This is a genomic window from Arthrobacter sp. B2a2-09 (genome assembly GCF_027587375.1).
Classification (GTDB): domain Bacteria; phylum Actinomycetota; class Actinomycetes; order Actinomycetales; family Micrococcaceae; genus Arthrobacter.
In genome coordinates, this window is sequence record NZ_JAMXIC010000026.1 from 64205 (window position 1) to 70329 (window position 6125).

The 6125-nt window shown below is 63.5% G+C and carries 7 protein-coding genes; 4 read left to right on the plus strand and 3 right to left on the minus strand.

The features are described 5' to 3' along the window. Positions 1-10: 10 nt before the first annotated feature. A complete protein-coding gene (locus NFJ07_RS21390) occupies positions 11-238 on the minus strand; it encodes a hypothetical protein (protein WP_269997647.1) in 228 nt (75 codons plus the stop codon). Positions 239-349: 111 nt separating this feature from the next. Then, complete coding sequence (locus NFJ07_RS21395; protein WP_269997649.1) at positions 350-1258, minus strand: LysR family transcriptional regulator ArgP; 909 nt, start codon at positions 1256-1258, stop codon at positions 350-352. 69 nt (positions 1259-1327) lie between these two features. Between NFJ07_RS21395 and NFJ07_RS21400 the strand changes: the two genes are divergently transcribed. The 4 genes from NFJ07_RS21400 to NFJ07_RS21415 all read left to right on the plus strand — a co-directional run bounded on the left by NFJ07_RS21400 (position 1328) and on the right by NFJ07_RS21415 (position 4682). After that, a complete protein-coding gene (locus NFJ07_RS21400; RefSeq protein ID WP_269997651.1) occupies positions 1328-1963 on the plus strand; it encodes a LysE/ArgO family amino acid transporter in 636 nt (211 codons plus the stop codon). A gap of 84 nt (positions 1964-2047) precedes the next feature. Beyond that, positions 2048-2758, plus strand: a complete 711-nt coding sequence (locus tag NFJ07_RS21405) for a response regulator transcription factor (RefSeq protein ID WP_269997653.1) — start codon at positions 2048-2050, stop codon at positions 2756-2758. 2 nt (positions 2759-2760) lie between these two features. Next, positions 2761-4242, plus strand: coding sequence for a sensor histidine kinase (locus NFJ07_RS21410; RefSeq protein ID WP_269997654.1), 1482 nt, complete (start codon positions 2761-2763; stop codon positions 4240-4242). A gap of 149 nt (positions 4243-4391) precedes the next feature. Then, complete coding sequence (locus NFJ07_RS21415) at positions 4392-4682, plus strand: WXG100 family type VII secretion target (protein WP_269997655.1); 291 nt, start codon at positions 4392-4394, stop codon at positions 4680-4682. A gap of 71 nt (positions 4683-4753) precedes the next feature. Here the strand turns inward: NFJ07_RS21415 and NFJ07_RS21420 are convergent, their stop codons facing one another. Continuing rightward, positions 4754-5848, minus strand: a complete 1095-nt coding sequence (locus NFJ07_RS21420; RefSeq protein ID WP_269997656.1) for a ribonuclease HI family protein — start codon at positions 5846-5848, stop codon at positions 4754-4756. Positions 5849-6125 lie beyond the last annotated feature (277 nt).

A 6125-nucleotide genomic window follows, 5' to 3' on the forward strand; every position in this document is an offset into this window, starting at 1 on the left:
AACTTAGGGGCTAGGCAACCAGCTGTTGCGCGCGCTCTTGTTGCTCCGCTACTTGCAGCACGACGACGTCGACGACAGCCCAGGATTCCTCGTCTTTGAGCTGCGCATCGGCGAAACGTTCAGCGGTGGGGCGGTCGCTGAACGCTTCGAGCTCGATGCGTCCAGAGAGCGTGTCCAGGTAGCTGACATGGAATTCGACGTTTTGAATTTCAAGGCGTGATTCTTGTTTGTTTTCCATGGCTCCAGTGTGAAACGGGGCTCCGACAATTTAGGACTGTGCCCGCGGCGTGTTGGCTTTTGGCGGCTTGCTTAGGCCCTGCGCAGCACTGTTAGGCACTGCGCAGCACCGTCAGGCCCTCCGCAGCACTTCCGCGGCGGTGCTGCGGACCGCCTCAGTCACGGCGTCCAATATCCGCGACGGTGTCCGCCACCTTTGCCAGTACAAGGGCACGTCCAACGGCCGTTCGGGCGCGAGTTCCACCAAGTATCCATCGGCTATGTCCCTCCCGCATTGCGGCTCAGGCAGCAGTCCCCACCCCAGCCCCAATCGAATGGCCTCGGCAAACTCCTGGCTGGACGGAACGTAGTGGCGCGGCCCTGCCGGCTCCATCCCGCGGCCCGCACCACCCAAGAGTTCCAGGAAACGGTGCTGGTACTCGTCCTTGCGGTCGAAGTCCACGGCGGGAGCTGCGCGCAGCGAGGCGACGTCGACGCCGTCGGGAAGCCACCGTGCCCTGAATTCCGGGGTGGTGACGGCACGGTATCGCATGCTCCCCAGCGGCTCCACCCGGCAGCCCTGCACCGGCTCGGGAGTCGCGGTCACCGCGGCCATCACTGTTCCGGCGCGCAGCATGGACGTTGAATACTGCTCGTCGTCCCGGTGAAGGTCAAAGACAGCGTTCAGCTCCGCGGGGACCCTGGTGAGGGCCTTGAGGAACCAGACTGACAGGGAATCCGCGTTGACCACGATCGGAACCGAGACCATGGGCGATTCGCCCGGCAGGCCCAGTTCAAGTTCGGCGTCGGCCTCCAACTGGGCGAGTTGCCGCGCCAGCCTGAGCACCACTTGTCCCGACTCCGTGGCCTGGACGGGATTGCTGCGCTGCAGCAATACCCTGCCGGATGCTTGTTCAAGCGCTTTGAGGCGCTGGGAGACCGCCGACGGCGTGATGTTCAGTGATCGGGCAGCGGCGTCGAGCGTACCTTCCGTGAGCACGGCGGCGAAGGTGTGCAGCTGTTCAGAAGAGAATCTGGCCATAAGATGATCTTACGATGCCTAAGAATATTTAGCTGGACTAATGTCGAGCGCCAAACTTAGCCTCGAAACATGAACTCCACAGACGTCTTCCACGCTGCCGGCCTGGGCCTCGGCACAGGCTTAGCCCTCATTATTGCCATTGGCGCTCAAAATGCTTTCGTCCTCCGTCAAGGAATCCGTGGCGAGCACGTCGGAGCAATCGTCGCCGTGTGCGCTATCTCGGACGCCGTGCTCATCGCAGCCGGGGTACTCGGTACAGGCGCCCTGCTCACCGCGGCGCCTGCCGCCGTCGTCGTCCTCCGCTATGTCGGTGCGGCCTTCCTCGTCACCTACGGCGTGATGGCGGCACGGCGAATCCTCAAGCCGCAAGCGCTCGTGTCCGCGGAGCATGGGGCTTCGGGCGCGGGTCGAAGGGGAATGGCCGCGGCGCTGGCGACTGTCATGGCGCTGACGTGGCTCAACCCCCATGTCTACCTGGACACCGTGTTACTCCTGGGATCCGTGGCGAATGCGCAGGGGCCCGGGCTGCAGTGGTGGTTCGGCGCCGGAGCCATGCTGGGCAGCATTCTATGGTTCTGTTCGCTCGGGTTCGGCGCAAGACTGCTGCGCGGGTTCTTTGCGCGGCCGGCGTCCTGGCGGATTCTCGACGGCGGGATTGCCGTCACCATGGTGGGGCTCGGCGTCGGGCTGGCTTTGGGTAGTTAGCCCGGGACTACAACCACGACACGCCGATAATTCTCACAACAAGCATCCAGTCAACTCCCAGAAACTGGGAGCATCATGAATGGTATGAAAAAGAACGGCCCCGAAGCCAAGCTCCTCGTCGTCGACGACGAACCCAACATCCGTGAGCTGCTCTCCACCTCGCTGCGCTTTGCTGGCTTTGAGGTCGTTGCGGCGTCGAACGGCCGCGAAGCGCTCGCTGCCGCCGATCTTCACTCCCCGGACCTCGCGGTCCTGGACGTCATGCTCCCCGACATGGACGGGTTCACAGTCACCCGCCGCCTTCGGGCCGCCGGAAAGCACTTCCCCGTCCTGTTTCTGACTGCCAAGGACGACACGGAAGACAAGGTCATGGGCTTGACCGTGGGCGGCGACGACTACGTCACCAAGCCCTTCAGCCTGGACGAAGTCGTGGCCCGGATCCGCGCCGTGCTGCGCCGCACGCAGCCCATGGAAGACGACGACGCCGTCATCCGCGTGGATGACCTGGAGCTCGACGACGACGCGCACGAGGTCCGCCGCGGCGGCACCATCATCGAGCTATCGCCCACCGAGTTCAAGCTGCTGCGCTACCTCATGCTGAACCCCAACCGGGTGCTTTCCAAGGCGCAGATCCTGGACCACGTCTGGGAGTACGACTTCAACGGCGACGCCTCGATCGTGGAGTCCTACATTTCCTACCTCCGGCGCAAAGTGGACATTGACCCGGAGGCCGCGGCCTTGATCCAAACCAAGCGCGGCGTCGGTTACGTACTGCGGACGGCCGAGAAGCGCTGACCTTGTTTAACCGTTGGAAGTCGGCCTCCCTCAGGTCGCAGCTGGTCGCCATCATCATGGGCCTGCTGCTCCTTGCCCTGGCCGCCACAGGCGCAGGGACGCTGACGCTCGTCAAGAGCTACCTCCAAGGGCAAGTGGACGACAAGCTCAGGGCTGCTGTGCAGACCGCCCAGCAGCAGCAATCTTTTGCCAACCTGTCCGAGGCGGCCCCCGCCGTGCCCACGGACTATTCCCTGACGCTCTACGTCCAGGGCCAGCCGCCCTATCCGTTCGGCGGCAGCAAGACCGATCGGCCGAGCATCGCCAATATCAGCCCGGTTGAAGCCAAGAACCGCAATTACGCACCATTCCAGGTGAGTGGCACCGCTGGCGGCGATTGGCGCGTGGTGGCGGTCAACGTCGTGGACAACCGGACCGGGCAGAACGCGGTGGTGATCGTCGGCCTGCCACTGACCCCCGTGGACCGGGTCATGGAACACGCCACCCTCGTGGTAGTCGGCGTCGGACTCTTGACCCTGGTGCTCGCGTTCTTCATCGCCACTTGGACCGTGGCGCGTTCATTCCGTCCCCTCGCTCGCGTTGAAAAGACGGCGGCCGCCATCGCTGCCGGTGATCTCTCACGCCGCGTGGATATCGAGAATCCGGTCACCGAGGTCGGCCGCCTGGGCGGCTCCCTCAACGCCATGCTCTCGCACATCGAATCCTCTTTCGCGGCGCGTGCAGCCTCCGAGGCGAGAATGCGGCGATTCGCAGCCGACGCCTCACACGAGCTGCGTACCCCTTTGGTCACGATCCGCGGTTTCTCCGAGCTTTACCGCCACGGCGCCCTTGCCACGCCGGAAGACGTGGGCACCGCCATGGGCAGGATCGAGAGCGAAGCCAAGCGCATGGGATCCATGGTGGAAGACCTGCTGTTGCTTGCCCGTTTGGATGAACAAAGGCCTCTTCAGCTCAAACCCGTGGACCTACAGCTCCTGGCGAACGACGCCGTTGTGGACTCCCTTGCAACATCGGGCGAGCGGAAGATTTCGCTGACGGGGCTCGACGGCGGGCCGGCCGCGCCTGCCCCGGTCCAGGGTGACGAGGCCAAGCTTCGGCAGGTCCTGGGAAACCTGGTGGGCAACGCCCTGCGCTATACGCCCGAGGGAACGCCGATCGAGCTCGCCGTCGGGATGCGGAACACTCCCGCCGGTCCGTTATCCGTTCTCGAGGTGCGGGACCACGGCAGCGGCATTCCGGCCGAGGAACTGCCCCGGATTTTCGAGCGGTTCTACAGGGCGGACACTTCACGCACGCGGGAGACCGGCGGCAGCGGGCTCGGTCTCGCGATTGTGTCGGCAATTGTGGGGTCCCACGGCGGTACCGTCAGGGTCGAAGAGACCGACGGCGGCGGGGCCACCCTGGTTGTCAGCCTCCCCTTCCAGGACGACATGTCCCGGGTGCCGGAAGATGCGGGTATTGCCGAGGCGGAGATCTCCGATTAGCAGTTTTCTGCGCTGAGTGGGTTGATTTAGGTAGTTGTCCACATAGGGAGATTCGGCTCTGTCCGGGCCACGCGACGGCTTCTAGGCTCGTTGTGTGGACCACAAGCCAGCCGCACCTGCGGACCCCTTCAGTTGAAAGGCAACGCCCTATGAGCGTCATCTCCGTCGATACCGAACTGCTCCAGCTCAAGTCCGCCAACGTCAAGGCCACCGTGGATCGCATCAGCTCCGACGTCCAAGCGATGAAACGTGGCCTGGACGAGCTCCAAGCCACGTGGAAGGGATCAGCGGCCAACAATTTCCAGGCCCTCGTCTCGGAGTGGACGTTGACCCAGAACAAGGTGGAGGCCTCCCTGGCATCCATCAACCTGGCACTGTCTTCCGCCGCGGCGAGTTACCTCCAGACCGAGCAAGGCAACACCCAGCGGTTCAGCTACTAAGAGCTGAGGCTGGGGGTCCCGGCGGGGCGGCCAATCCGCCTTCCCGCCGGGATCCAGTTGCTTCTTCGCCGCTACTTCTCCGGCGTCGACTGGTGGAAGCGCAACCGCCAGCGGCCGTCGTCGAGCAACCAGATCGAACTCCGCAATGCCGAACCGGTTCGCCCATAACTTCTGTAGCTGAGCAGCATGGTGTTGTTGGAGAGACGCTCTGCAGAAATGACCTCTACCTCCGCGGTTTCGCCCGGATTGCCCTCCAACGCCATCATGAGCTCGTCGCGGGACCAAACACGTCCGGAGCTGCCAATCTCGGTAAAATCCGGGTGGAGCAGGATCCCGGTGCGCCCAAGGTCTCCCCTGACGTCGGGCCTCAGGAGCTCCCTCTCAAGAAAAATGACCGTTTCCTCGTCCGATCGCCCTCCGGGCTGGCCAAGCACCGCTTCTTCGTCATCGCCCGCGAACAAAGTGGGCTCGATGAACGTCTCCTGCTCCGTGAACGCAACCGGCACGTTAAGCAACGACGACCCGCTCGAAAGGTCCTGACCTCCGAACAACGTGAGGTCCTCATCCGGGGCATCGGCGTCGTCGTGGTCGTCGTCGAAAAGCGAGGGCGCCTCCACAGGCACGGTGCGGGCTGATGGCGTGCCGGCTGATGGAATGCGGGTCGACGGCGTGCGGGGCAAGGACCGGGCAGCTTCATCAGCTCCGCGATAACCCGGTCCGCCAGGAGCGGCTGTTCCTTGCTGGTATGCCGTGGCGACCGCGCGGGCACGATCGTCGGCAGCCTCATTGAGGTCGTGGCCAGCGTGGCCCTTGACCCACTGGAACGTGTACTTGCGGCCAACAATGGCCTGGTCGATGTCCTTGAGGAGATCGACGTTCAAGACGGGCTTTCCGTCTGCTTTGCGCCAGCCCTTGCGCTTCCATCCCGGCATCCACTTAGTGATGCAATTGATGACGTACTGGCTGTCGCAGAGAATCTTCAGCTCTTCATCAGGAATATGCGCCGTGGACCGGAAGAGGTCCAGCACCGCCATGAGCTCGCCCTGGTTGTTGGTTCCGTGCGGCCAGCCGCCGGCCCTCCAGCAAGAGTCGTTCACGTACCAGGCCCAACCGGCAGGCCCGGGATTGCCGAGGGCAGAACCATCGGCGGCAGCAATAATCGTCATGGTTTCCATCCTGCCAGACCACCCTGACACTCGCAGACCGCCAGACCCCGCCGCCGCCGAGTCAGGCCCTCCCCGAACGACGCTCGCTCACTTATATGGCCAAAAATTCAAACGCTCCTGCAGATCTGGCGCCAACCCAAAACCCTCCTGCACCAAAAGTGAGCGAGCGTCGCCCCAAAACCCGACAAAAGTGAGCGAGCCCCTCATCGTCAAGCTGGTTGTGAGTCATTCATTACCTGTTGATTGAAGGAGCCGGCGATGGCCGTTGATAACAAGG